Consider the following 25,621-nt stretch of genomic DNA (forward strand, 5'->3'; position numbering starts at 1 on the left):
TCCGAATTCCTGCCCAAAAAGCAACTTTCCTACCCTTTCTGCCCTCCACGGCTCCGAATTTCTGTCCAAAAAGCAACTTTCCTACCCTTTCTGCCCTCCACGGCTCCGAATTTCTGCCCACAGGCAGCTTTTCCACCTTTCCCGCTCACCCCAGCCCAGAATTCCTGCCCACGACAGCTTTTTTGCCCATTCCACCCGCTACAGCCTCGAAATTCCTGCCCGTAGGCAGCTTTTCCTCACAGCCCCCCTCCCTACCTCACACTCCCACCGCGCCCAAAACGCAAATAAGGCCCCCGCCCCCTTGGGGGCCGGAGCCAAACGAGCACCGCTCGCAACATTAATATTACAGCATGATCTTCACCGTCTTGATCTCGAACGGCGCAAACTGCAGTCCGTAGCCGCTCTCTACCGCCTGCGCGGACAGCGTTTCCGTCTTCTGCTCCATCAGGTCGGCCAGCGAGACCGACGCATGCGGCAGGTTGACGCGCAGCCGAACCGATGCATTGCCGCCCGACGTTTCATACAAGCGCACGATCAGCGCATCCTCGTCTTCCGCCTTCTTCACCGCTTCGATCATGACGCCGTCGCCTTCGAGCGCGATCGCCGTGAAGCGATCCGCCGGCAACGTGCCGGAACGCGAGCCGGCCGCTTCGACGACGGCAATCGGCGTGTTGAATGCGTAACCCGCCTTGTACACCTCGGCGGCGATGAAGTCTCCTTCATGCGGCAGCAGCGCATAATTGAACTGATGCTCCGCGCGGTCGCATACCGGATCCGGGAACGACGGGCTGCGCAGCAGGTGGACGCTGATCGTGTGCCCGTTCGCGCTGTATCCGTATTTGCAGTCGTTCAGGATCGCGGCGCCGAAGTCCGGCTGCGACAGATCGATCCATTGATGCGCCGCGATCTCGTCCTTCGCGTAGTCCCACATCGTGTTGCGATGCGTCGGACGCTTCAAGTGGCCGAACTGGATTTCGCAGGCCGCCGCGTCCGTGTATACGTTCAGCGGGAAGATCGCGCGCAGCATGCGGCCGTCTTCCTGCCAGTCCGCGTTCGTCGCGAATGTCAGCTGCTTGCCGCCCGCCGTCAGCGAGATGCGCTGAGTCAGCGTCGACTTGCCGTACGCGTACCGCTGCTCCACGACCGCTTGCGGTCCTTCGAGTAACGCATTCACGGCGGTCAGCTTCATCTGCTCGAAGCCCGCAGCCGCGTAATCTTCCGGGAAGTCCCACGCGTCGCCGTCGTCCTTGTACACCGCCAGCACGTTGGCGCGCTCGCCCGGAGCCAGCACTTCGCGGCCGAGCGCCTTGTCGAAGACGGAGCCGATGCTGCCGTCGGACAGGAACGTCACGCGGACCAGCTCGTTCTCCAGGCTGTCGCCCGACGCTTGCAGCTCGAAGGCCGGGAGCGCTTCCGGCGCCGCGTCCACCACGGCGTAGCCCATGGCCGGCACGTCGACCTCGCGCCAGGCGCCGCCCCCCGCGTCCAGCCATTCCTTGCGCGCCCACGGCAGCGAGTTGAACAGCACTGCCGTGCGCTCCGAACCGGATGCGCCAATCGCCGACGCCGCTTCTTCGTAGGCTTTCGCCGTCAGCTCGTTCACGCGTCCGAGCAGCGCCTCGTACCGCGCCAGCGATTCGTCGAACACGCGCGTAATCGACGAGCCCGGCAAAATATCGTGGAACTGGTAGAGCAGCACTTCCTTCCAGATCCGGTCCAGCTCCTCCGCCGGATAGCCCCCCGTGCCGGCCGCAAAAGCGAGCGACGCCGCGAATTCCAGCTCGCGCAGCGCCTTCTCCAGCTTGCGGTTGAAGCGCTTGTTGCGCGCCTGGCTCGTCAGCGTGCCCTGATGCTTCTCCAGATACAGCTCGCCTTTCCACGTCTTGTACCGGCTCCGGTTCGCGTTCAGCTTCTCGAAGAAGTCGATGGCCGGCTCCTGTTTCACGGGAATGAGGCCTTGCAGGTTCTTCACCCGCGCCAGCCGTTCCAGATGCTCCTCGCCCGGGCCGCCGCCGCCGTCCCCGATGCCGAAGACGACGAGACAGTGGTCGGAGACGTTCTTATCGTAATAATCCCGTTCCGCTTTCAGAATCGACCGCGGCAGCGCCGGGCCGTTGTACGTATCCTCCGGCGGCAGGTGCGTCAGCACGCGGCTGCCGTCGATCCCTTCCCAGAAGAACGTATGATGCGGATGGTCGTTGTGGATGCTCCACGACAGCTTCTGCGTCATGACATAGTCGACGCCGGACAGCTTCAGCAATTGCGGCAGGCTGGCGGTGTAGCCGAAAATATCCGGCACCCACAGCATGCGCATGTCCAGTCCGAACTCCTCCTTGAAGAAACGCTTGCCGAGCAGGATTTGACGGACGAGCGCTTCGCCGCCGGCGATGTTGGAATCCGGCTCGACCCACATCGCGCCCTGCACTTCCCAGCGGCCTTCCGCCACGCGCTGCTTAATCTGCGCGTACAGCTTCGGATGCTGCTCCTTCACCCATTGATACAGCTGCGGCTGGCTCGCGCCGAACACGTAGTCCGGGTACTTCTCCATCATGCGGAGCGCGGTCGCGAACGTCCGGGCGCCCTTGCGGTACGTTTCCCGGATCGGCCACAGCCAAGCCAGGTCGATATGGGCGTGGCCGATCGCGCTCGCCGTCATCGTCGGGTCGCCGCCCCGTTTCGCCAGCTCCGCCCCCAGCAGACGGCGCGCATCGGCGACCGTCTCGTCCGACGGATAGCGCAGCAGCAGGTGGACGTCGTACAGCGCTTGCGTAATGCGCGCCGTCCGCGCCGACTTGTCTTCGATATGCTCGACGTAATCGAGCAGCACTTCGTAGTCGTAATACAGCTGACGAATCTCCTCGTGGCAGATCGCGATGTCCGCTTCCTTCACCGTCCCGCTGCGGAAGTAGCCGAACAGGTCGTTATTGCCGGCATCGCCCCACAGATCAATGACTTCTCCGCCCGCGGCGCTGTCCGCGACTCCGAAGACGCGCTTGCCCGGCAGCCCGAGCGTCAAGTCGAACTCCGAATTGACATTCGTCAAGCCTTGCAGCGGCGTTCCTTCCTCATCGAAAATACATAGCTCGCCGTTCACGTCGAGCAGCAGCACGACTTTCTGCCCTGCCGCGGATTCCGGTACCCGGCCGCTGAAATGGAACCAGGCGCAGTCCCAGCGTTCGCCCCATTGGTCTCCAGGCTGCAGTTCCAAGCGTTCGCCGGACTTGCGTTCCGCGAAGACGACCGGTTCCTTCGTGGCGTAGGCCGTCATGGCGAGCGACGCAACCTTCGTATAGATACGCGACTCGATCCCATGCAGCGTTCTGCGGAGGAGATCCATTTTAATCGGTGTATGCGGCATTAAGTAGTGTCACCATCCCTTAACCAAGTTGTATATGTCATAATATTATATTATATATGTCTAATAGATCAATTGTTTTCTGAAAATAAAAACGCACTCCTGCCCGAGTGCATCTTCGAACGACTCTTATTCGACTATCGGGACCGCCGCCGTCGTCTCCCTCGCCACCAGCTCCGGCACGAGCACGATCCGGCGGTAGAGCGCCTCCCCTTTCGCCTTCGCGCGCAAGACCTCCAGCATCAAATCGCCGGCTTTGCGGCCAAGGCCGCTTTCGTTCTGATCGACATACGTATACGTGCCGGGCTCCTCCAGCAGCCCCCGGCTCGGGTTGTCGAACGACACGATGGACATATCCCTCGGCACCTCGAGGCCTGCCGACTTGGCAAGAGCGGCGATATGCAGGGCAAGCGTGCTGTTCAGCGCGATGTAGGCCGTCGCCGCGCGCTCCCTGATCGTTCTGGCGAGCCGGTGCCCGGGATCGGCTTCCGCCTGCGCCATGCTGAAATCCGTCAGTATCAACGCCGGATTGATCAAGGCGCCCTTCGCCTTCAGCGCGTTCATATACCCGTTGATCCGCTCGTCGACCGACACCGTCGAGACCGGCGTATCCGTGCAGATCGCGATATTCCGGTGTCCCAGCTCCCACAGATGGTCGACGGCCAGTCTAGAGGCGAGCGCCCCGTCCGTATGCACCGCATTCGTCTCGACGCCGGGCATGTACCGGTCGATGAGCACGAACGGGTAGCCGTTCATTCGCAGCGCAATGATCTCCTCATTGTACACGGCCGCGTCCGCGGGGAAAATGACGAGTCCTTCCACCGTATCCCGCAGCTCGCGAATCAACTCCCGTTCCCGTTCCTTGTCATTGAACGTGAACATCGCGAGCAGCGAGTAGCCCGCCTGGTGCACCGCGTCCTGCAGACCGGACAGCAGGCGAATGGCGAAGTAATCGCCGATGAACGGAACGACGAGCCCGATTCTCGGCCGAACGCCCCGGGCGGGCGCCGCTTGCGGCATCGGCTCCCGTTCTCGCTCCGGTTCCGCCGGCACAAGCTCTGCAAAGCCGGCTTCCGCAGCGTTCTCGCCGCTGTCCGGCACCCCTTTCACGTAGGTTCCCCGGCCCGGTATGCGGTTAATCCACCCTTCCCGCGCCAGCTCTCCGAGCGCATTGGCAACCGTAATCCGGCTGACGTCGAACTGCTCCAGCAGCATCTTTTCCGATGGGATCTTCTCGCCCTCCCGCAGCCTACCCGCGCGGATCGCATCCTTAAAATGGTTCTGGATCCGTATATATAACGGCTCCCGTTCGATGTTCATCCGTCTATCTTCTCCCGTCCTCATTAGTCATATTCAATATAACATATTACTGCAAGTCATGGATACATATTTTCACGAGGGGACGAAGCGGATTGTCGGAAGATGAAGAATGGGGGTAAACGATGGCGAAAAAGAGGGAGGGCATGTCAGGTTTGAGCGAATGAACGTGAAAATGATCGCAAAATACAGATGGAAAGGATGAAACGAGAAGAGAAAACCGGACGATTGGGAAAGAATGCGGCGGAGACAGAGTACGGACAAGTAATCGAAGGGGCGGAGACAGAGGACGAGGATACGGGAGGATGAACGGGTAACAGATCCGAAGAAGATCGTGATATCGGAGACAGTGGCGAAGACGAAGAGAATGATAAGAATGGCGAACGAGTAAGAGGAGTAAGCGTAAGAAAAGAGCCGGACACGGACGGGCCTGCCGCGAGGGAACCGGAAGAGAAACGGAAGCGAGCCTCGGGAGAAGCCAGGGTCGAAAGTATTCAGGGGGGCTTCGGGCGCTTCCCTTATCCGTCAAGCTTTGATTAGCCAAGGAGCTCCGATTGGCAGACGAATCCGAATCGGGCAGACGAAACCCGAATGAGGCGGAGCCGCGACGGGAAAGAAATGAAATCCCCTCGACATAGAACGGGCGCGCGCCGCCCGCTCCTCCGCGATGAGGAACAGGCAGCGCGCGCCCGGTGAACCGTTGACGCAATCGGCATCCTATTTGATTTCAAGCAGCTTGTACTCGATGACGCCCATCGGCGCATTGACGCTTACGAGGTCGCCGATGCTTTTGCCGATCAGCTCTTTGCCGAGCGGGCTCTCGTACGAAATTTTATTTTCCGCCACGTTCGCTTCGGCCGGTGCTACGATTTGGTACTGAATCCGCTCGTCGAACTCCACGTCGTGCAGCACGACCGAAGCGCCGATCTCCACGCTGTCCGCATTGCCGCCTTCCACGACGCGCGCGGTGGCGAGCATCTTCTCGAGCACCATGATGCGCGTCTCCATGAACGCCTGATCTTCCTTCGCCGAATGGTACTCGCTGTTCTCCTTCAAGTCCCCGTAGCTGATCGCCAGCTTGATCCGCGCCGCCAGCTCCTTGCGTTTGACGTACTTGAGATCGTCCAGCTCCTCCTGCAGCTTATCGAAGCCTTCTTTGGTCAAAATCACTTGTTCATTCGCCATACTACCCGCTCCCGTTTCAATAAGATAACTCTATTTTACCTTATTTCAGGCCATTTGTCCGTGATCCACGTCAATATTGCTCCATCCTGTATAGGATTGACCAAAACCATCGCCCCTATAAGAGCAGACGGCAAAAAAGCACCTTGATTGCAAGGTGCCCTTATAAGGTGCCTTCGCTTGCCTTACGATTGCCTTACGATTGCCGTCCGGCTGCCTTCGCCCGCCGACTACAGCCACCGGAGGCCGTACCGTTTACAAGTTCTTGGCCGCGCGCGGCTTGCCGCAATGACTAACTCCGCCGCCTCCGACCCGCCCCTTCTCCTGTTTGAACGGCGGCCCGTCAGCCGGACGCCTTCATCTGCTTGCTCCGCAGCTGGCCGCAGGCCGCGTCGATGTCCGTGCCGTGCTCCAGACGGACGCTGACGCTGACGTTCCGCTTCTTCAGCGCGTCGTAGAACCCGCGGATCGCCGACTGCTCGCTCCGCTGATACTGGCTGTGCTCGTCGACGGGATTGTACGGAATGAGATTCACGTTGACGTTCGGACGGCGGTCTCCGATCAGCTCCGCCAGCTCGATCGCGTGCTCCTCCCGGTCGTTCACGTCCCGCAGCAAAATATACTCCAGCGTAATGCGCCGCTTGTTCTTGCTGATGTAATAGTCGATGGCGTCCATCAGCTTCTCGATCGGAATCGCCCGGTTGATCTTCATGATCCGCGTGCGCAGCTCGTTGTTCGGCGCATGCAGCGAGATCGCGAGATTCACGCCGAGGCCGCGGTCGGTGAAGGCGACGATTTTGTCCGCGAGGCCGCTGGTCGAGACGGTGATGTGCTTCGCCCCGATCGCCAGGCCCTTATGATCCTTGATCACGTCGAGGAAGTCGACGAGGTTCTCGAAATTGTCGAACGGCTCGCCGATGCCCATGACGACGACGTGGCTGACATGCTCGCCTTGGCCCGCAGCATCGAGGTACAGCTGCACCTTCATGATCTGCTCCGAGATCTCGCCCGCTGACAAGTCCCGGCTCTTGCTGAGCAGCCCGCTGGCGCAGAAGCTGCAGCCGATATTGCAGCCGACCTGCGTCGTCACGCAGACGGACAAGCCGAATTTATGCCGCATAAGCACCGTTTCGATCAAGTTGCCGTCCTGCAGCCTGAACAGGAATTTAACCGTGCCGTCCGACGATTCCTGCTTCGTATGCTCGGCCAGCGTTTCAATGGCGAAATGCTCCGCGAGCAAGGCGAGGCATTCGGCGTTGACGTCCGTCATCGCTTCGAACGACGTCACCCGCTTCCGGTACAGCCAGTCCCACGCCTGCAGCGCTCTCGATTTCTTATGTCCATGCTCCTGCAGCCATACGATCAGCTGCGCGAGCGTCAATCCGTATATGGAAGGCTTGTTCATTTCCAGATCCTCTTTTCGCATGCCATGCTTCTAAAATTACAGTCCTGTTCATTCTCCCAAAATTCAACCGGGAACACAAGGGCGCGGGAAGGTTTTGCCAAACGAAGCACGACATGGTATGGTTATGGTATATTAATTTTGAATTTGGTTACCTAATTCAATTGAACAATTCCAAACGAGGGAGGCCCCGATATGTCGTCCAAAAACCTGAAGCTCGGCGATCCCGGCCGGGAAGGACAGCTGTCGATGCTGTTTACGAAAGGCGGCCCGCGCGAAGGTGCGGGCCGCAAAGCGATCGGCGTAACGAGGAAGGTATCCCTGACGCTGCCGGAGGCGTCCTGGGCCGAGTTTGATGCGCTGTGCGAGCGGCAGGGCTGTTCCAAATCGGAGCTGCTGCGCGAGATCATCCGCGGCTATCTGCAGGCGGCGCCTCCGCCCGGGGAGGGCTGAGGGATGCGCGCCGAACTGCCGCAAGCCGCCCTTCACGCAGCGCTCCAGCGGCTGGCTCCCGCGTTGTCCGCCAAGCCGGCCGCAGCCGGCCCTGGCGACATTCTCCTGCGCGCAGAGGCGGACGGCTTCGCCCTTCAGAGCGGAAACGGCGGCGTTGCGGTCGAGGCCCGGCTGGACGAAGCTTCCGGCGAAGCCGTCATTCACCGGAACGGGCGAATCCTCATTCCTTCGCGCTGCCTTGTTCCCGTCATCCGCTGCTTGCCGCCGGGCAGCGTAATGCTCGAGACCGTCCCTGGCCCGACGCTGGCGATCCGCGCAGGGAATGCGCTGTACCGGATAAGCGGCTCTGGAGCCGAACACTATCCGGACAGTGCTGCCCCGCGGCAGGCGCAGACGTTCGAATTCGCCAACGCCCGGCTGAAGCCGCTGATTCGGCGGCTGGCCTTCGCGGCCGCAAGCTCCGATGCCCGCCCCGTGCTAACCGGCATTAGCTGCAGCGTCCGTTCCGACGGCATTGCCTTGACGGCCACGGACGGCGTACGCCTCTCCTCCCAGCGCATCGCATGGGTCCGCTCCGGGGAGGTCTCTCCCGCCGCCCGCGCGGCGGTCATTCCGGCCAAACCATGGCTGGATTTCGCCGCTCTGCTGACGGAGGAAGGCAGCACCGCCATGATGCTCGGGGCGAGCAGCGTACAGTTTCAGACGGCGGGCATGCGGCTGCAGCTCCCGCTGCTGGAAGGCGCCTACCCGCCGCTCGGCCGCTTCTCCGACCCGGAGTGCGGGACATCCGTCACCGTGGCGGCGGCGGATTTCCTTCGCATGCTGGAGCGGACCGCCGCGCTTGCCGGGGAAACCCGCGCGGTGACGCTCGCCACGGACGGCTCGTCGATGACGCTCGCCGCGCGGACGGAAGGCGTCGGCGACGTCGTGGAGCAGGTGCCCGTGCAAGCCTTGCAAGGCAGTGCCCTGACGATCACCTTCAACGGCAGCTATATGCGGGATTTCATGCGCGCCGCGGAAGGAAGCGCGGTGACGCTTCGCTTCTCTGGCCCGCTCAGGCCGATCGTCATCCGGACGGCGGACGAGCCCGCCTCCCTGTTCGCGCTCACGCCGATCCGGACGGCCGGCAATGCGACGTGAACGAATCGAGACGCCAGGCCATACGCCGTTCGAAACCCATTCGATTCAGATCATGGCAGCTTTCGCCCTTACATAGATTAACTATGAAGCTTGTGATAGAGGGGTGATGACATGGTTAATGTGCGTCCGACCGACGATCCGGCGCAACCCGGCTATTGGATCGGCTCGGGCCTGTCCTTGTTGTTCGATGCCGGTTTGAACGATGGAGCGGGCGGTTTCGTGACCTATAACGACCTGATTCGCATTTCCAAAGGCGCGACGCTGGAAGAATCCGAAGAATGCGACTGCACGGCCACCGTCACGCTGGACATCGACGCGAAGACGGCGGTCTTCCAGTATTATCCGAACCATCCGCTGGACGTCGTGTTCGTGCTGGACGTGACCTCGAGCATGATGACCAATTCCAGCACCAAATTCGTGCAGGCGAAGCGGGCCATCATCTCGACCATTATCCGGATGTGGGCGGTCAATCGCGACACCACGGTGACGATCGTGCCGTACGGCCGCGCGCCGTTCCTTCCGAACCAGGCGCCGCAGACGGGCTTCGCGTACGACTACCTCGGCACCCTGTTCACCTGGAAGCGCGGCTCCTCCTTGCCGGGCTATTACATCGGCCAAATTCTCGGCTACCGCAATCAAACCTTCGTCAGCGCCACGGACCTGACGGCGTTCGAGGCCCAATCCGTCCCGCTCGCCGCCAGCGCCCAGCTGAGCCTGTACAACTTCTACAATTATTACAAAATCAGATACGGCGACATTTACGACGATGCCGGAAATCCGCTGCCCGACACGGTGCTGTCCAACTATATCGCGTCCGTCTACGACCCGGCCGACGCCGTCTACAACAACAACCAGATCAAATCCGTTGCAAGCGGGATTCCGTTGACCCCGACGGAATTGGCTTACAGCATGAACGACGCCGGGTACGCGAACAATTCCATTCTGCAGAATATGGTCTGGGCCATTCCCTATTCGGAGGACACCAATACGGAGGCAGGCATCCAGGCCGCCTACCGGTTGTTCAAGACGCCGGGCTTCGCCCAGTCGGACGACATCCTGAGACGGGACGTTATCCTGATCACCGACGGTCAGGCGAACCGTTCCGTTAACCCGGCGTTCCCGAATGCGCTCGCGGCGCCCGGCGATACCGACGCCCAGTTCTTCCCGGTCCCCCCCGGCATCGCATGGCGCTACTTCACCGAGCTCCGGCAGACGCTGCCCACCTTGGTCGGCGAAATTTCCAACCGCTCGTCCACCTTCGAGGAAATCGCGCTCGCCGCGGCCCGGGCCGGTGCCGTCTCCGCCAGGCTCAAGGATCCCGCCGACGGCAACGCGTCCTTCTACGCGCTCGGCATCAATATCGACGCGCAGACGCCCGGACCGTACACGAGGCAGAATGTCATTCAGCTGCTGGAAAGCTGGGTTTCCGCCCCATCCTTCTTCCGGGAAGCCGATACGAGCGATCCCGAGTCCCAAATCGCGGATTTGCTGAACGCGCTCGTGCAGGATATTTTCCGGTTGTCCGCGGGCAGCCGCGTCGTCCTTCACGATCAGATCAACACGGCCTTGTTCGCCTACGCGCCCGGCTCCATCCGGATTCGGGGCATCCGCGACGGGCTGCTGCTCAAATCGCCGAATCAGCCGGATATCGTCGACCCGGCCGATCCGGATTTCACGGTCTACGCCAAGGCGCCGCTCCTGCCGGACGTCGACGACGGCACCGTCAGCGCCGATGGCGCGATCGTCATCGATTTCGGCGTCATGCCGCCGGGGCTCCTGTCGAGCACGGGCACGACGACAATTTCGCTCGCCTACGAGCTGCAGTCCAACCGGTTCGCCAACGGCAGCGAGCTGCACACCAATGTCGACGGACAGACGTATGTCCGCTTCACGGAGCCTGCCCATTTGGCCGCTTCCTCCAGCACGGTGGACTATACCGCGCCGTCGCGGGACATTTTCTTCCAGACGCCGATCGTCGCCTGCGCCTGCACGCCGGTCGCCTCGCTCGGCCTGCTGAAATTCCCCGACCGGGCGACGGCCGCGCCGGGGGAGGGGGTGACTTATACCATCGAAGCGACCAATACCGGAACGCTTCCGCTGACCAACGTGCTCGTGGACGATCCGCTGCTCGGCATTCGCTTCACGATCCCGCTGCTGGACATCCTCGAGACGTTCGAGCAGTCCTTCCCGTTCACGATCCCGGCGGGCACGCCGGACGGCCCGTTCCGCAACGTCGTGACCGCGACGGCCGCCGACCTGCCGGGTCCGGTCAACGCGGACGCCGTCATTCTGGTTGCCGGGGTACCCGCGCTGATCTTCCGCAAGCTCGCCGACAAGACGCAAGCCCGCCCGGGCGAGCTGGTCACGTTCACGCTGATTATCGAGAATACCGGCACGACGAACCTGACGCACGCGCGCATAACGGATGAGCTGCTCGGCATCGACACGACCGTCGATCTGATCGAGCAGGGCGCCTCCGTGACGGCCGACTTCCCGTTCATCGTCCCCGAAGACGCGCCGATCGGCTCCACGATCGTCAACATCGCGACCGTCGCGACCGATCAGCTGCCGCCGTTGACGGTCGGCGTCGTCGTCGAGGTCATTGCCGTGCCTGCGCTGGCGCTGTTCAAGGAGGTCGATCAGGCGGAAGCGCGGCCGGGCACGACCGTCACGTTCACGATTACCGCCGTCAACACGGGATCGGTCCCATTAACCAACGTCCGCATCGCGGACCCCGTTCTCGCGCTGGATCAGACGGTTGCCGGCATTGCGCCCGGAGCGAGCGTGCCGATCGCGTTCCCGTTCCTCATACCGCTCGAGACGCCGCCGAAAAGGTACTTCAACACCGCGACGGCCGTGTCCGACCAGACCGGCCCCGTGGAAGCAAGCGCGGAAGTCACTGTGCTTCCCGCGCCGCAGCTGGGCGTGTCCAAGGTTCTTGACCGGCAGAGCGCGGCGCCGGGCGAGACGATCGCGTACCGGATCACGCTGGGCAACCTGGGCAACGTTGCGCTCGGACCGTTCCGGATCACGGACTCGCTGATCGGCATCGACGAGGTTATACCGGGTCTTGCGGTCGGAGAAATCCTGACGCGAACCGTCACTTACGAGGTGCCGCCCGGCACGCTGTCCGGCTCCGTCATTCTCAACCGGCTGATTGCCGCGTCGCCGGAGGCCGGGACGATCGAGGTCGAAGCCAGCGTAACGGTTGCCGGCACGACGCTTGCCATTGCGAAGACGCCGGACCGCGGCGTCGCCATGACGGGAGAGATCGTCGTCTACCGGTTGTCCGTGACGAACGTGTCGGCCGCGACCCAGACGAACGTGCTGCTCTCGGACGCGACGCTCGGCTACGCGGAGACGATTCCGGTATTGCTCGGCGGGGAGACCGTCGAGCGCGATCTGCCGTTCACGGTGCCTGCCGTGCCGGACGGCACCGTGATCCGCAACGAGTTTACCTGCAGATCGGACCAATCGGGTCCGTTGAGCGCCGAAGCGGAAGTCGTCGTCTATGTCGAGCTCGCGGGCACCGTGCTGACGGCCGAGAAGCTGCCGGACGGCAATATCGCCGAGCCGGGCAGCACCGTCATCTATACCGTGCGCGTCACCAATATCGGCGGAGCAACGGCATCCGATATCATCGTCGCCGATTCGCTGACGGGCGCGAGACTGCGCATTCCCGCGCTGGCGGCGGGCGAATCGGGCGTCGTCTCGTTCCCCTACGCCGTGCCGCCGGGAACCCCGCAGGGCACTGTGGTCCATAACCGCGTCGTCGCGACGTCGCCACAGGCCGATCCCGTGACAAGCGAAGCGGACGTCACCATCGGACTGCCGCATTTCTTCCTGCGGCTCGCCGAGGTCGTCGACCGGCCCGTGGCGGAGCCCGGGAGCGTCGTCTACTTCACCGTCACCGTCACGAACGTGTCGCCGTTCACGCTGACCAACGTGCGCGTATTCGAGGACCGGACGGCATTGAGCGCGGCGTTTCCGTCGCTTGCGCCGGGCGAAACCCGCTCGTTCGTCAGACCGTTCCGGATTCCGCCCGATGCGGTCGGCGGCACGACCTTCGTCAGCACCTCGACGGCCTTCTCGAACGAGACGCCGTTCGAGCAGGCGTCGGCGTCCGTCGTCACGTTCACGAATCCGGCGTTCACGATCGACGAAACGGTCGACCGCCCGGTCGTGCACGCCGGCGAAACGGTGTTCTTCACCATCACGGTCCGGAACGTCGGCAATGTCGACCTGATTCATTTCCGGTTCCATGCGCCGCTGCTCCGCTTCGTGTACGTCACGGACGTCTTCCCGATCGGAGCCGAGATCGTCGTGCGCGTTCCGTTCCGGACGCCGGACACGGACGAGGAAATCGTCATTCCGAGCCCGGTAACCGGCGAAGCGGACAATGCCGGGCCGAAACAAGCCGAAGCTTCCGTCAGGGTCATTCCCGACGAGGAAGAGTAACGCGGCGGCCTGACGCGCGACCGCAGGCGGTCGTGGCCGGAACGCTGAACGAATGGCTCGCTGCCAGGCCGCGCAGGCATTAGCCTGCGCGGCCTTTCGGCGTTCTGTCGCCTCGAGCGCAGCCATTCCTGCCGCAGGACGCCAAAAGCCCCCGAACCGGCATCCCGCGTGCCCGGCCCAAAGGCTTCCCTTCATCATATGGGCCGACCCGCGAAATAGTACGGCATGCGTTATATTTGACAAACCGCAATGAGCGGGACGCCTTTTTTCTCTCCGTCTGTCACAGCCGCGGGACCTTCCCCGTCTTATAGGTAACTTCAGCATACGAGGAGGCGGTTTCCCATGCATCAAGCGGGAACGGTAGTGATTGGCGGAGGACTGGCGGGGCTTCTGGCGGCCATCGGAGCGGCGCAGGCCGGCAGGCAAGTCGTGCTTTTGGAAAGATCGGCGCATACGGGAGGGCGGGGGATCTCGGTTCATAAGAACGGCGCGCGCCTGAATCTCGGGGGCCATGCGCTATATCGCGGGGGAGCTGCTTATGCAAACTTGCAGCGGCTGGGGGTTAAGCTGGACGGAGGCACGCCTTCGACGGCAGGCGAGGCGCTCTGGAAGAACGGGCTCGCCCCGCTGCCGGCCGACCCGTTCCGGCTGTTGACTTCCAAGCTGTTCCGATTCTCGGGTAAAATAGAGCTTGGGCGCCTGCTGATGCGTCTCGGATCCGCCGAGCCCTCGGCGCTCGGCAACGTCTCGCTTCGGCAATGGGCCGAAGCGGAAGTGCGCGACCCCATGGCGCGCCATATGTTCTACTCCCTGTGCCGGACGGCGACATACGGCCGGGACATCGATTATCAGCTGGCCCGGGCCGTGCTGCGGCAGGTGCGCCTGGCGCTGAAGGACGGCGTGCGCTACTTGGACGGCGGCTGGCAGTCGTTGATCGATCAGCTGCAGGCGCTGGCGGTTCGAAGCGGCGTTGCGATCAGAACCCGTGCAAGCGCAGAGGCTATCGTGCATGAGAACGGCGCCGTTCGAGGCGTGTCGACGGGCAGCGGCGAGCTGATCCCGGCGGACAGCGTCATCAGTACGCTGCCGCCGGGCGACAGCTTCCGTCTCGTCGCGGGCGCGGCGAATACCGCCCTGAGCCGCTGGACGGAGGATGCCCGCCCGATAACGGCGGCCTGCCTCGATCTTGCGCTTCGCCGCCTGCCGACGCCGGGGCGCGATCTGGTCATGGGGCTCGATCAGCCGCTCTTCTTCTCGAACCATTCGCGGGCGGCGAAGCTGAGCGACAACGGAACGATCGTGACGCATCTGATCAAGTACAACGCTCCCGGCGAGCAGAGCCCGCAGGCCGACGAGGAGCTGCTCACGCGGACGATGGATATGCTGCATCCCGGCTGGGAGCAGCTGACCGCCGCCAAGCAATTCCTGCCGAGCATCACGGTCGTGCACGATTACCCGCATATCGCCCGCCGGGATCCGAGCCCCGGGCCTGCCGTGCCGGAAATCCGCGGCCTGTACGTCGCCGGCGACTGGGCGAGCCATGACGAGATGCTCGCCGACGCGGCGGCAGCGAGCGCGGAGCGGGCCGTCGCCCAATTGCTCAAGGACGCGAAGGCCGGCTTGATCCGCAAACCGACGGCTGCCGATGCGGCGATTCCGGTCTAACATCGCGGACGTGCCGCGACGTAAGCATCGACAAGGAGGCGCATCAGAACGGATGACGAACACACTGTTTACGGAAGAGTCGTACGCGTCTTACAAGCCGCTTCTCTTCACGCTCGCTTACCGGATGCTCGGGAGCGTTATGGACGCCGAAGATATCGTCCAGGAAGCGTTCCTCGCCCTGCAGGGCGTCGACGCCGGCCATATCGCGAACCCGAAAGCCTATCTGTGCAAAATCGCCACGAATCGCTGCCTGGACCGGCTCCGCTCCGCGCAGAAACAGCGCGAGGTCTACGTTGGCCCCTGGCTGCCCGAGCCGATCGTCGCGGACCTGCCGGGCGGCGACGGCGACCCCTACCAGGCGTACGTCCGGCAGGAATCGGTCTCGACGGCTTACCTGCTGCTGCTCCAGCAGCTGTCCTGGACGGAGCGTACCGTGTTCCTGCTGCGGGAGGCGCTGCAATTCGACTATGAGGCGATTGCCGAGATCACGGGCAAGAGCAGTCAGAACTGCCGCCAGATCTTCCACCGCGCGAAGCGCAGCATCCACCCGGGAGACGAAGCCGAGCAGGCCTTGCGCCCGGCGGCGGAGCTGCCCGCCCAGCGGAAGCTGGTGGAGCAGTTCACCGCGGCGCTGGCAAGCGGCGATGTCGGCAAGCTGCTGAACGTGATCTCGCTCGACGCGACCCTCGTCTCCGACGGCGGCGGCAAAGTGTCCGCGGCCGTCAGGCCGATCGCCGGCGCAGCGCGCATTGTCAGCTTCTTCGCGGGCGTGTTGAAGAAGCTGGATCCCGGCTTCTCCTACAGGCTCGCGCTCGTGGGCGGGCAGCCCGGCCTCGTTACGTTCGAGCGCGGGAGCGCAAGCAGCGTCTTCACGTTCGGGATCGAGCAGGACCGAATTGCGACCATCTATATCGTCGTCAATCCGGATAAGCTTGCCGGCGTGCACTGACAGCGGCAAGGCGGGCCGGCATCTAGGCGGCCCGCCTGCAAGAAGGCGAGAAAGTTTCGACGCCGCAGGTGTTGAAAGAATCGGCCTCCTCCAGGTCTGGCGGACAGAAGATCCGTTAATCGGACGCAATCAGACTATCGGGGCGAGCGATCGGACGCAGGATCCGTTAATGTCCCGAATGGGCATTTGAAAACATGCTCAGCGGCGGATATAACGAATCCCCTGTCCGCCATCACACGAAAAGACGCGATCATGAAGGGAATAACGAATCTCCTGTCCGCCCCCTCCCTTTCACCGGACGTACTGCGACCGAGCCGTCATGAAGGCGGCTCGGTCAAAACGGTACGTGCAGTGCAGTCCACGCCGGCGAAGCGGCTGCCGGATCTGTCCGCGCTCCAGGGCTCAAGTTGTCGCGAGCCTGCTCGAATCATCCCGGTGCGCTTATGCACCCGATAGCCGAATTGGGGGGTTCTCTACAATCCGAAGAAGGCGCCGGATCCAACGATCCGGCGCCTTCTTCATGCTCGCATTGGCCACGCGCTCGCCACGACGGCAGAACACGCAGAACTCAACAACCGCTTACACCTTGAACCTGGCAACCGCCTGCCGCAGCTCGCCCGAAATCCCGCCGAGCTCGTCCGCCGTCCGGGATACTTGCGACATGGTCTCCTGCTGATCCCCGGCCGCCGCCGAGATCGTCTCGGCCAGCTCCGTCGTCTGCCGCGACAGCTCCGCCAGCTCGGTGATGGACGCCGAGACCTGCTGCGCGCTCGCCGACATCTGCTCGGACACCGAGTAGACGTCCAGCATCTGGTCGGCGACCTGCTGCACGGAGCCGGACAGGTCGCGGAACGCGCCGTCCGTCTGCACGGCCGCGCGCTCCATCGCCGTTACCTCGCCCAGGCCGTGGTCGATCGCCGACACCGCCGACTGCGTCTCCAGCTGGACGCGCTCGATCAAGTCGGAGATCCGTTCGGCCGACAGCTTGGACTGTTCCGCCAGCTTGCGGATTTCGCCGGATACGACGGCGAAGCCTCTGCCGTGCTCGCCTGCCCGCACCGCTTCGATCGATGCGTTCAGCGCCAGCAGGTTCGTCTGCTGCGTAACCGACGAAATCATCAGCGTCACGGAGCCGATCTCCTCCGACATGGCGCGCAGGCGCTCCATCGCCCCGACCGCCTGCTTGACCGTCGTGACCACGCCCGCGATTTGCGCCATGCTGCTCTGCATCTGCGCATTGCCTTCGTCGGCCCGCTGCCGGGCAATGCCGGACGCATCCGACGCGGAGCCGGCCGATTCCGCCACCCGGCCGATGCCGGCGGCCATTTCCTCCATGGCCCGGCTGCTCTCTTGCGTGCCGTGATGCTGCCGGGCCGCGCGGCCGGACAGCTGTTCCATCGCGCCGGTGATCGAGCGCGCGGACTGCGCCGACGTATGCGCGCCCGCCTGCAGCGTCTCCGACGCGCTCGTCACCCGCTGCGACGACTCCGCGATATGCGCGATCAGCGCCCGCAAATTGCCGATCATATGATCGAAATGCTGCCCGAGCAGGCCGATCTCGCTGCGCGTGCCGAGCGCGAGCGAGCCGGAGAGATCGCCGTCCGCAGCCGCCTCCACCCTCGCGTTAATGCGGTGGAGCGGCCGCAGGTACAGCCGCACGGTGAGCGCGATGACGGCCAGCCCCGCAAGCGCCGCCAGCAAGCCGTACAGCGAGCTGCGGTACAGATCCTTCTCGAGCATCTTCGAGATGAAGGCGTGATTAAAGTCGATCCCCGCGTAAGCGACCAGTTCGCCGTGCTTGTCCTTGATCGAGCTGACGACGCTGATCCACTTGCCCATATCGTCTTCGTAGGTGCCCGTGCTGCCGACGCCGGCCGTCTCCGATTCCAGCAGCGCCTTGCGCAGCTCAGCCTGCGGAACGTACGGGGCAGCGGGCTTCTCGTCCTCGTACAGGTTGGCGTTGGACAGCAGGTTCAGCAGCGCCGGCTTGCCGTCCTCCTCGATCCAATCGGGATAGAACAGATACGCGTTCTCTACCAGGTCGGAGGCGATCGCGCGGTCCATCTCCGCCTGCAGCTGCATCACGGCCGGAACCGATTTGTACGCTTCCCAATTCTTCTTCAGCTCCACCTTCGACGTCTCGATCGCATCGATCTCGAGCATCAACGGCGAGTGGAACATGCCTTCGAGCGCGACGAGCTCGTCCGCGACCCGCGCCTTCTGCTGCCGGTACGACAGCGTCGTAAGCAAGATGCATATGATCAAGAAGCAAGTGCCGGCAATCGACGAGATTCGGAACGCAATGGAATGAAAATAACTAACGGATGATCGGGTTTGTTCGGGCTTTGCGGCTGACATGGTTGCGTGAAGCACCTCCGGTATCATTCAATTCTCATTAAACATACCTGAATTTGGTTAATGGGAACAAGAAAAATTTGTCGAAAATAGCAGAGAAAATAAAAGCGCACCGCCGCCGCTGCCGGAAATATCTTCCGACAGCGGCGCGATGCGCCCGCCGTTCAAGCCCTGTTTATGCGCTGCTCCGAGCATTGCACGGAATCGATTCCCTCGCCGGTTCAGCCTTCGAACCGGTACAGGCGCGACCAAGCCGCCGTCTCGCCCGGCGCGATGCGGACGGGAGCGAATACCTCCGGCGAAACATTATGCGCCATGCCCCATACGGCGATGAGCTCGGGCGCGAAGCCGCAGGTCTCGCTCATGCGCAAGCCGGAAGGACGGTGACGCAGCGTCCAGCCGTCCGGCATGACGCCGCCTTCGCTCCCGGGGTACAGCCGGCCGTAAAAATCCTTTGCCGGCACGCTGTTCCACTCCACCCGCTCCGCCTCCGACCGGATGTCGCCGACAAGCACGTTGAAGGAGGAAGACCGTTCGCCGTCAAACGTCAGCTCGTAATCCGGCCCGACCGTCGCATTGTCGAAGCAGACGAAATTATGTGCGTATTCGTTGGTCGCGATCGGACGGCTGCCGGCGTTGAACAATTCATAGTCGACGCGCAGCGTGTTGCCTTCTGCCTTCATCCGCTTGACGTACCGCACCGCGTAGCCGAGACACTCTTCCGGCAGCGACGTAAACCGCAGCACGCTGTCGTCCTCCTGGACGATCTCGACTCGGTACGGCTTGACCTCGTACGGCTTCATGAACTCGTATCCCTTGTCCGATTCGCGGCGCACCAGACCGACGCCAATCTTCGGAAACCACTCTCCGGGCTTCGCTTCGTCATAGCCGAGCGCCTGATGATTGCTGAACTCGCCGCACAGTCCGGCTCCCTTCGACGGATCCCAGATGCCCGGAATCTCGTATGCGCAGAACGTATGGCGCCCGTCCAGCGTCACTTCCGTGACGAAGCCCGTCCGGTCGAACCTCGCCCCGCCCACTTCGTCCGGATGCTTGACCGTAACGGCCAGCCGGCTGCTCCGCACCAGCAATTCTTCCATTCGACTCATCCCCTTGTCCTGTATCCTGCACCTCATACCGATTCGCCGGACGCCTGCCATCTCCTGCCGGTTCTGATATACTGAGGCCAACGAATTGCTGACAAAGGAGCTTTCCCATGCAGATCAACAAAGGCGAGACTTTGTTCCGCCAAGGAGAATCCGGCCCGCTCTTCCACGTGCGCAGCGGCCTGCTCAAAATCATGCGCTTCCACGAGGACGGCACGCCGCTGATCGTCAATATCATTACGCCGGGCGAAACCATCCCCCATCATTCGCTGATCAGCCCGAATCCGTATTTCGGCACGGCCGTCGCCTTGACCGCATCGGACGTCGAAGCCGTCCCCGCGCCGGAGTGGTACCGGCAGCTGGAGGAAGATCCCGCGCGCTGCCGGGACATCGCGCTGCTGCTGCAGGACAAGCTGCGCATGATGCAGCAGCGCATCGACCAGCTCTCGCAAGTGACGCCCGCCGACAAGCTGCGCAAGCTGCAGGCGTGGTTCCGCCTCTACATCGGCGAAGCGCCGCTGACGGACGTGCTGACCCAGGACGAGATCGGCCAGCTGGTCGGCCTGCGGCGCGAGACCGTCAACCGGCTGCTGCGCGCGCAGCGGAGCGAGTGCTGACCGCCTCCTCGTCCGCCGAAGCCGGTGCGGCCTATGCGCCATGAGGCCGGCAGAGCCGGGCCGCCAGGGCGCGGACCGCTTGCGGGGCCGCCGGGCCGCCAGCGCTCAATCGCCAAGCGTTAATTTAAGTTGCCTCTAGTCCAGCGCTCCCGCCGGGCCGAAGAATTCGAACCGGATATCCGCCGCCGAGACGCCCCAATCCTTGAGCGCCCGATTCACCGTCCGCATGAAAGGCTGCGGACCGCAGAAGTAGAAGCTCGCATCCGGCGTTCCGGCGACCTGCTTCAGCCAAGGCAGATCGAGACGGCCCTCCTTGTGGCAGGCCCCCGCCGACCGGTCTTCGTCCGTCGGATCGGCATAGATCCAGTGGGCCGAGAAATTCGGCCGCTCGTTCACGATGCGCTCGACCTCGCCGCGGAGCGCATGGACGCCGCCGTTCCTGGCGGCATGGATGAACGCGACTTTGCGGTTCGGCTGCTTCTCCGCCAGCACATGCAGCATGCTGACGAGCGGCGTCAGACCGACGCCTCCGCTGATCAGCACGACTGGACGCTCATCCCGCGCATCCAGCGTGAAATCGCCTGCCGGCGCGGAAAGCTGCAGTACGCTGCCTTCCTCCGCTTGCTCGTGCAAGTACACCGATACCCGGCCCGCAGGCCGTCCCTCCGCCGCATCTTCCCGCTTCACCGAAATCCGGTAGTACGGTTCGCCCGGCGCTCCCGACAAGCTGTATTGCCGGATATGGGTATTCGCCTCGCCCGGAATTTCCAGCTTGACGCTGATGTACTGCCCAGGCTCGAACGCGGCGATCGGCTTGCCGTCCGCGGGCTCCAGGTAGAACGACGTAATGACTTCGCTCTCCCGCACTTTCCTCGCCACCCGGAACGGACGGTCGCCCGCCCAGCCGCCGCGCTGCGACTCGGCCGCCTGATACAGTTCCGCCTCCACCCCGATGAACGCATCCGCGATGATGCCGTACGCTTCCGCCCATGCGCCGAGGATTTCGTCCGTCGCGGCATCGCCCAGCACGTCCTTGATCGCGCCCAGCAAATGCTCGCCGACGATCGGATAATGCTCCGGCTTGACGCCAAGGCTGCGGTGCTTGTGCGCGATGCCGCGCACGACCGGCAGGATCGCGTCCAGCTTCTCGATGTGAATCGCCGCCGCGTAGACCGCGTTGGCCAGCGCCGTCTGTTGTCTGCCCTGCTTCTGATTGGCGTGGTTGAATATATTCAGCAATTCCGGATGGCTTTGGAACAGCCGCTCGTAGAACCGCTTCGTTATCGTCGTGCCGTGAACCTCCAGCACCGGTACCGTGGATTTGATGATCGCGATCGCTTGTTGGCTTAACATAGGAACGCCCCGCTTTCTTCTTGCTTGGATTTGTCTTCATTGTAAGCCGCCCCGCCGCTCCGTCATGTGATCGAGATCACTTCGTTTGCGAATAAACGGTGACATTTGCCGGATTCGGCGCGCCGCCGGAGCGCAATGATGGCCAATGTTATGAAAATCGACAGCAGACGACAGACAGGAAAAGGAAAATGAAGGTGTCTGTCGAAATGAATTAGCAAGCTTACTAACCTTACAGACCAGGGGAGATTTCGCAGCCATGATCCAAGTGAATGAGCAACGCAAGAAACAACTGCAGTATATCGGCATTACGGAGGAGGACCTGGCGTTCCTGAAGAGCATCCGGCCGATGTTCGAACAGATTACGGACCAAGTCGTCGATCAGCTGTACGACCGGGTCATCGCCATTCCGGAGCTCAAGGCCATTATCGACAAGAACAGCACGCTCGAACGGCTCAAGGAAACGCAGCGCTGGTACTTCCTGTCCCTGGCAGACGGCAAGATCGACGAGGCCTTCATCGAACGCCGCATCGTGATCGGCAGCATCCATTCCCGGATCGGCCTGACGACCGATTGGTATCTGGGCACGTACATGCTCTATCTGGAATCGGCCGTGCAGCAGTTCCAGCACATTGCTCCCGATTCGTGGATGACGATCATTCTGGCGCTGTCCAAAATGTTCAACCTCGATTCGCAGCTCGTGCTCGAAGCGTACGAGAAGGACGAGAAAGACAAAATCCAGGCGCTCTCGGACGAGAAGCAGCATGCGCTGACGACGATCAGCCGCATCGTTCAGGAGCTCTCGGCCATGATGGTCGAGCTGAGCAGCAGCAGCCAGTCCGTCGCCGATTCGGCCACCCATACGGCGGATATCCAGGACCAGGCGAACGTCAAGGTACGCGAGCTGCAAGCCAAGATCGGCGAGATCGACAGCATCGGCTCGCTCCTGCAGGAGATTTCCGACCAGAGCCAGCTGCTCGGCATCAACGCGGCGATCGAAGCGGCGCACGCGGCCGATCATGGTCGCGGCTTCGGCGTCGTCGCGAACGAAATCCGCAAGCTCGCCACCCATTCCAAGGAGTCCCTTGTCACCGTGCGGCAGAAGCTGCAGGAGATCACGAGCGTCATCGGCGAGGTCATGCGCGACGCCGAGCGCACGTCCACGCTGGCGCGCGACCAGGCGGCCAGCTCGCAGGAGCTGACGTCGTTCGTGAACATGATCGAGACGATTACGCTGGAATTGGAACGCATTCAGTAAACCTGCATGCGTGATCGCTGAACGCCAGCGGGAACGTGTCGCAGCCGGAAGGCTCCGTCTACTTCGATAAGCGCCCGGTCTGACCGGAACCGCCGTTCAACCGCCTCGGGTGGCGGCCGGGACGGCGATATCCTGCCGATAACGCGGCAACGGACGGTTTCCCTGCTCCCGCCGTTGTGATATAGTTGAAAGTAATCGAATACCCGTATATTCACTAGGGGAGTCTGATGACTGAGACGCGAAACCGATTCGCGGACCCTTGGAACCTGATCTGGGTGATGCCAGCGTAGGGAAGTGGATGGATACCGTATGAAACGCCGCGATGCGTTCGATATACCGGAGCCCGTCCATCTTCCGCCGGAAGCTGGGGCGGGTTTTTCGTTTGTTGTTTGTTGTCCGAAGGAGGTGCGCGCATGGCGCCCGTATTATCGCTTCAAGACGCCGCGTTCGCTTTCGGCAACGGCCGCGACGGCGGCGCCCGCCTGTTCTCCGGCCTGTCGCTGAACGTACGCGAAGGCGAGTTCGTCTCCGTCATCGGCGCCAGCGGTTCCGGCAAGAGCACCCTGTTCAAGCTCATCGCCGGTCTGCTCGAGCCTATCCGCGGCGAAATCACGCTCTATGGCGAGCCCGCGCCCGAGCGACTGGGCAAGGTCGGCTATATGCCGCAGCGGGATCTGCTGCTGCCGTGGCGCACGGTGATGGACAACTGCCTGCTGCCGCTGGAGTTGACCAAGCAGGGACGGGCGGCGGACGGCGCCGCCGAAGTCCGGAAGCTGCTTCGGCTGTTCGGGCTCGAAGGCCGCGAGAACGCCTACCCGGCCGAGCTGTCCGGGGGCATGCGGCAGCGCGTCGCTTTTCTGCGCACGCTGATGACCGGGCGGCCGCTTCTCCTGCTCGACGAGCCGTTCGGCGCGCTCGACGCCATGACCAAGCGAGACCTGCACCGCTGGCTGCTCGGGCTGTGGGACGGCCTGGACAAGAGCGTCCTGTTCATCACGCACGATCTCGAGGAGGCCATCCTGCTGAGCGACCGCATCTACGTGATGCCGGCCGCCGGCAGCGGCGAACCGATGCGCGAGCTGCAGGTGCCGCTGCCGCGCCCGCGCGAGAGCGGCATGAAATACACGCCCGAGTGCGTCGCGCTCAGGCAGGAATTGGAGCAGCTCTTCGATGCGCAATCGCCAATCGCTCATTAATACGCTGATCGGACAATACGGGCTGTTCGTCCTGCTGCTCCTCGCCGTGCTCGGCGGCTGGGAATGCAGCGTCCGGCTCGGCTGGGTGCCGTTCTTCATTCTGCCCGCCCCCACGTCCGTCGCCCATGCGCTCGGCGAAGACGCAAGCCTGCTGTTCGGCCGGCATCTGGCCGCCACGGTGTCGGAATCCGCGCTCGGCTTCCTGCTGTCCGTCTGCGTCGGCACGCTGCTCGCGGTGCTGATGCATATGTACCGCACGCTGAACAAGGCGCTGTACCCGTTCGTCATCGTCAGCCAGACCGTTCCGCTCATCGCGCTGTCGCCGGTCTTCATCATGTGGTTCGGGTACACGATTTGGAGCAAGGTCGCCGTCGTCTTCCTGACCGCGTTCTTCCCGATCGTCGTCAGCACGTACGACGGGCTCGGCAAAGGCGACGCCGGCTACCGGGAGCTGCTGCAGACGATGGGCGCGAGCCGCTGGGCGATTTTCCGCAAGGTGCAGGTCCCGCTCGCGCTGCCGTCGTTCTTCTCCGGCCTCAAGCTGTCGGTCGTCTACAGCGTCGTCGGCGCGACGATCGGCGAGTGGCTCGGCGGCAGCGAAGGGCTCGGTTATTTCAGCCGCCGCATGTCGAGCAGCCTGAAGACGGACGCGATGTTCGCGTCGGTATTCCTGCTGTCCGCGCTCGGCGTCGTTTTCTTCCTGATTATCGCATTCATCGAACACCTAACGCTTCGAAAGAGAAGGACGGATTACTCATGACCAAGAAATCATTGTTTGCAGCCGTGCTTGCCGCTTCATTGTTCGCGCTCGGCGGCTGCGGTTCATCGAACCCGAACTCATCGGATGCCCCGAATTCGGCGGCGAACGCCGGCAGCGGCGGCAATGCCGCCGGCGAAGCGCCGCCGCAGAAAGTATCGCTCATGCTGGACTGGTATCCCAACGCGGTGCACTCGTTCCTGTACGCCGCGCAGGATCAGGGCTATTTCGCCAAGGAAGGGCTCGACGTCGACATCCAGATGCCTGCCGACACGAACGATGCGCTCAAGCTCGTCGCCGCCGGCAAAATCGATCTCGCGCTTACGTACCAGCCGCAGGTGCTGATGGCACGCGGCGAGAACATTCCCGTGAAGTCGATCGCCGCGATCGTACGCCATCCGCTCAACCACCTGATGGTGCCGGCGGACGGCGGCATCAGGTCGCCGAAGGATCTGGCCGGCAAAACGGTCGGCTTCTCCTCCATCCCGCTGTACGAGGCCATGGCCCGCACGATGATCAAGCAGGACGGCGGCGATCCGGACAAAGCGAGCATGGTCGATGTCGGCTACGACCTGATCCCGTCCATCGCGACGGGCAAAGTGGACGCCATCATCGGCGGATTCATCAACCATGAGCAGCTGCTCCTTGATAAAGAAGGCCATCCCGTCACGTCGCTCGATCCTGCCGCGTACGGCGTGCCGGACTACTACGAGCTCGTGCTGGCCGCAAGCGACGACGGACTGAAGGCGAAGCAGGACGTGTTCGCCAAATTCGTGGCCGCGGCCGCCGAAGGACAGCGGTACGTCGCGGATCATCCGGACGAAGCGCTGGCGGCGCTGCTCGCGCACGAAGACAAGAGCTCCCCGCTCGATGCCGACATCGAGAAGCAGAGCTTGCAAATTCTGCTGCCGCTGATGACGGACAAGGATCAGCCCTTCGGCTCGCAGGATCCCGCTTCCTGGGACCGCGTGAAGACGTGGCTGAGCGACAACAAGCTGCTGTCGTCCGACGTGAACGCCGGCGACGCGTATATGAACGTAACCGACTAAGGAGGAATCATC

Annotated in this window: 17 protein-coding genes and 1 riboswitch; of the genes, 10 read left to right on the top strand and 7 right to left on the bottom strand. The window is 62.8% G+C overall.

Features of this window, described 5'->3' with window-relative positions; genetic code table 11:
- Window positions 1–343: 343 nt before the first annotated feature.
- The 4 genes from GXP70_RS29205 to rlmN all read right to left on the bottom strand — a co-directional run bounded on the left by GXP70_RS29205 (window position 344) and on the right by rlmN (window position 7,259).
- Entirely contained in the window at window positions 344–3,358 is a 3,015-nt protein-coding gene (locus GXP70_RS29205; protein ID WP_162360180.1) for an alpha-mannosidase, read from the bottom strand.
- Window positions 3,359–3,484: 126 nt separating this feature from the next.
- The gene (locus GXP70_RS29210; RefSeq protein ID WP_162360181.1) at window positions 3,485–4,675 is read right to left on the bottom strand and encodes a GntR family transcriptional regulator; all 1,191 of its coding nucleotides are present in this window, start codon (window positions 4,673–4,675) and stop codon (window positions 3,485–3,487) included.
- A 714-nt stretch (window positions 4,676–5,389) separates the two neighbouring features.
- Complete coding sequence (greA, locus tag GXP70_RS29215; protein WP_162360182.1) at window positions 5,390–5,857, bottom strand: transcription elongation factor GreA; 468 nt, start codon at window positions 5,855–5,857, stop codon at window positions 5,390–5,392.
- A 340-nt stretch (window positions 5,858–6,197) separates the two neighbouring features.
- The gene (rlmN, locus tag GXP70_RS29220; RefSeq protein ID WP_162360183.1) at window positions 6,198–7,259 is read right to left on the bottom strand and encodes a dual-specificity RNA methyltransferase RlmN; all 1,062 of its coding nucleotides are present in this window, start codon (window positions 7,257–7,259) and stop codon (window positions 6,198–6,200) included.
- A gap of 192 nt (window positions 7,260–7,451) precedes the next feature.
- On the opposite strand from rlmN, the gene GXP70_RS29225 reads away from it, so the two are divergent.
- The 5 genes from GXP70_RS29225 to GXP70_RS29245 all read left to right on the top strand — a co-directional run bounded on the left by GXP70_RS29225 (window position 7,452) and on the right by GXP70_RS29245 (window position 15,921).
- A complete protein-coding gene (locus GXP70_RS29225; RefSeq protein WP_162360184.1) occupies window positions 7,452–7,709 on the top strand; it encodes a CopG family ribbon-helix-helix protein in 258 nt (85 codons plus the stop codon).
- Window positions 7,710–7,712: 3 nt separating this feature from the next.
- Complete coding sequence (dnaN, locus tag GXP70_RS29230) at window positions 7,713–8,849, top strand: DNA polymerase III subunit beta (protein ID WP_162360185.1); 1,137 nt, start codon at window positions 7,713–7,715, stop codon at window positions 8,847–8,849.
- 111 nt (window positions 8,850–8,960) lie between these two features.
- Entirely contained in the window at window positions 8,961–13,307 is a 4,347-nt protein-coding gene (locus GXP70_RS29235; protein WP_162360186.1) for a DUF7507 domain-containing protein, read from the top strand.
- Window positions 13,308–13,649: 342 nt separating this feature from the next.
- Window positions 13,650–14,972, top strand: a complete 1,323-nt coding sequence (locus GXP70_RS29240; protein WP_162360187.1) for an FAD-dependent oxidoreductase — start codon at window positions 13,650–13,652, stop codon at window positions 14,970–14,972.
- Window positions 14,973–15,024: 52 nt separating this feature from the next.
- Window positions 15,025–15,921 (top strand): RNA polymerase sigma-70 factor, encoded by an 897-nt coding sequence (locus tag GXP70_RS29245; RefSeq protein WP_162360188.1) that lies wholly within the window; start codon window positions 15,025–15,027, stop codon window positions 15,919–15,921.
- A 579-nt stretch (window positions 15,922–16,500) separates the two neighbouring features.
- On the opposite strand, the gene GXP70_RS29250 is transcribed toward GXP70_RS29245, so the two are convergent.
- Both GXP70_RS29250 and GXP70_RS29255 read right to left on the bottom strand, forming a co-directional pair.
- Window positions 16,501–18,279: a methyl-accepting chemotaxis protein gene (locus GXP70_RS29250; RefSeq protein ID WP_162360189.1), complete on the bottom strand. Its 1,779-nt coding sequence runs from the start codon at window positions 18,277–18,279 to the stop codon at window positions 16,501–16,503.
- 218 nt (window positions 18,280–18,497) lie between these two features.
- Window positions 18,498–19,376, bottom strand: a complete 879-nt coding sequence (locus tag GXP70_RS29255) for a hypothetical protein (RefSeq protein WP_162360190.1) — start codon at window positions 19,374–19,376, stop codon at window positions 18,498–18,500.
- A 116-nt stretch (window positions 19,377–19,492) separates the two neighbouring features.
- On the opposite strand from GXP70_RS29255, the gene GXP70_RS29260 reads away from it, so the two are divergent.
- Window positions 19,493–19,999 (top strand): Crp/Fnr family transcriptional regulator, encoded by a 507-nt coding sequence (locus GXP70_RS29260; protein ID WP_162360191.1) that lies wholly within the window; start codon window positions 19,493–19,495, stop codon window positions 19,997–19,999.
- Window positions 20,000–20,134: 135 nt separating this feature from the next.
- Here the strand turns inward: GXP70_RS29260 and hmpA are convergent, their stop codons facing one another.
- Window positions 20,135–21,352, bottom strand: coding sequence for an NO-inducible flavohemoprotein (gene hmpA, locus GXP70_RS29265; protein ID WP_162360192.1), 1,218 nt, complete (start codon window positions 21,350–21,352; stop codon window positions 20,135–20,137).
- Window positions 21,353–21,608: 256 nt separating this feature from the next.
- Between hmpA and GXP70_RS29270 the strand changes: the two genes are divergently transcribed.
- The 4 genes from GXP70_RS29270 to GXP70_RS29285 all read left to right on the top strand — a co-directional run bounded on the left by GXP70_RS29270 (window position 21,609) and on the right by GXP70_RS29285 (window position 25,609).
- Window positions 21,609–22,607 carry a globin-coupled sensor protein gene (locus tag GXP70_RS29270; RefSeq protein WP_162360193.1) on the top strand — a complete coding sequence of 333 codons (999 nt, stop codon included), beginning with the start codon at window positions 21,609–21,611 and terminating at the stop codon, window positions 22,605–22,607.
- Between the two features lie 206 nt (window positions 22,608–22,813).
- Window positions 22,814–22,917: riboswitch (TPP riboswitch) on the top strand.
- Window positions 22,918–23,020: 103 nt separating this feature from the next.
- Window positions 23,021–23,803, top strand: a complete 783-nt coding sequence (locus GXP70_RS29275) for an ABC transporter ATP-binding protein (RefSeq protein WP_162360194.1) — start codon at window positions 23,021–23,023, stop codon at window positions 23,801–23,803.
- Window positions 23,778–24,563, top strand: a complete 786-nt coding sequence (locus GXP70_RS29280) for an ABC transporter permease (protein WP_162360195.1) — start codon at window positions 23,778–23,780, stop codon at window positions 24,561–24,563. The genes GXP70_RS29275 and GXP70_RS29280 overlap by 26 nt, the downstream gene beginning before the upstream one ends.
- Window positions 24,560–25,609, top strand: a complete 1,050-nt coding sequence (locus tag GXP70_RS29285) for an ABC transporter substrate-binding protein (RefSeq protein WP_162360196.1) — start codon at window positions 24,560–24,562, stop codon at window positions 25,607–25,609. The genes GXP70_RS29280 and GXP70_RS29285 overlap by 4 nt, the downstream gene beginning before the upstream one ends.
- The last annotated feature ends 12 nt before the right edge of the window (window positions 25,610–25,621 follow it).

Source organism: Paenibacillus lycopersici, from assembly GCF_010119935.1.
Classification (GTDB): Bacteria; Bacillota; Bacilli; order Paenibacillales; family Paenibacillaceae; genus Paenibacillus_Z; species Paenibacillus_Z lycopersici.

Excerpts from the sequence above, each read along its gene's own strand:
- GXP70_RS29205 (WP_162360180.1), bottom strand. The coding sequence starts at position 3,358 with ATGCCGCATACACCGATTAAAATGGATCTCCTCCGCAGAACGCTGCAT.
- GXP70_RS29210 (WP_162360181.1), bottom strand. The coding sequence starts at position 4,675 with ATGAACATCGAACGGGAGCCGTTATATATACGGATCCAGAACCATTTT.
- greA (WP_162360182.1), bottom strand. The coding sequence starts at position 5,857 with ATGGCGAATGAACAAGTGATTTTGACCAAAGAAGGCTTCGATAAGCTG.
- rlmN (WP_162360183.1), bottom strand. The coding sequence starts at position 7,259 with ATGAACAAGCCTTCCATATACGGATTGACGCTCGCGCAGCTGATCGTA.
- GXP70_RS29225 (WP_162360184.1), top strand. The coding sequence starts at position 7,452 with ATGTCGTCCAAAAACCTGAAGCTCGGCGATCCCGGCCGGGAAGGACAG.
- dnaN (WP_162360185.1), top strand. The coding sequence starts at position 7,713 with ATGCGCGCCGAACTGCCGCAAGCCGCCCTTCACGCAGCGCTCCAGCGG.
- GXP70_RS29235 (WP_162360186.1), top strand. The coding sequence starts at position 8,961 with ATGGTTAATGTGCGTCCGACCGACGATCCGGCGCAACCCGGCTATTGG.
- GXP70_RS29240 (WP_162360187.1), top strand. The coding sequence starts at position 13,650 with ATGCATCAAGCGGGAACGGTAGTGATTGGCGGAGGACTGGCGGGGCTT.
- GXP70_RS29245 (WP_162360188.1), top strand. The coding sequence starts at position 15,025 with ATGACGAACACACTGTTTACGGAAGAGTCGTACGCGTCTTACAAGCCG.
- GXP70_RS29250 (WP_162360189.1), bottom strand. The coding sequence starts at position 18,279 with ATGTCAGCCGCAAAGCCCGAACAAACCCGATCATCCGTTAGTTATTTT.
- GXP70_RS29255 (WP_162360190.1), bottom strand. The coding sequence starts at position 19,376 with ATGGAAGAATTGCTGGTGCGGAGCAGCCGGCTGGCCGTTACGGTCAAG.
- GXP70_RS29260 (WP_162360191.1), top strand. The coding sequence starts at position 19,493 with ATGCAGATCAACAAAGGCGAGACTTTGTTCCGCCAAGGAGAATCCGGC.
- hmpA (WP_162360192.1), bottom strand. The coding sequence starts at position 21,352 with ATGTTAAGCCAACAAGCGATCGCGATCATCAAATCCACGGTACCGGTG.
- GXP70_RS29270 (WP_162360193.1), top strand. The coding sequence starts at position 21,609 with ATGATCCAAGTGAATGAGCAACGCAAGAAACAACTGCAGTATATCGGC.
- GXP70_RS29275 (WP_162360194.1), top strand. The coding sequence starts at position 23,021 with ATGGCGCCCGTATTATCGCTTCAAGACGCCGCGTTCGCTTTCGGCAAC.
- GXP70_RS29280 (WP_162360195.1), top strand. The coding sequence starts at position 23,778 with ATGCGCAATCGCCAATCGCTCATTAATACGCTGATCGGACAATACGGG.
- GXP70_RS29285 (WP_162360196.1), top strand. The coding sequence starts at position 24,560 with ATGACCAAGAAATCATTGTTTGCAGCCGTGCTTGCCGCTTCATTGTTC.